This is a genomic window from Alkalihalophilus lindianensis (genome assembly GCF_032843265.1).
In the GTDB taxonomy this organism is placed as follows: Bacteria; Bacillota; Bacilli; order Bacillales; family Bacillaceae_D; genus Alkalihalophilus; species Alkalihalophilus lindianensis.
The window spans coordinates 1-268 of sequence record NZ_JAWJBA010000392.1; the positions used below are offsets into that span (position 1 = coordinate 1).

General features: G+C 60.4%; 1 protein-coding gene. It reads right to left on the reverse strand.

Annotation, left to right across the window (positions count from 1 at the left end):
- Nucleotides 1-268, reverse strand: a 268-nt coding sequence (locus RYX56_RS26610) for a hypothetical protein (protein WP_317124170.1), incomplete at both ends; no start/stop codon positions are given.

Below are 268 nucleotides of genomic sequence, written 5' to 3' on the forward strand. Positions count from 1 at the left end.
GCAGAGCGAATCCACCACGTCCCAGAAGGGCTCGATCTTCTCCAGCACCTCGTCTATCGGGCCGCAGGTCACGAACGCCTCGACCATATCGTCCGACACATTGCCCATGACCTTGGCGATGTCGCCATGTTCGCCCAGGCTCAATTGGCAGGCCCGGGCTTGGTCGCCAAAGCCGATCGCTTCGAAGAACGGCTCATATTCCTTATAGCCCGAATAGGCGGCGACCGTCGCGCGGCTGTCGTCGATCGCCCTCTGCTTATTGTCGTTG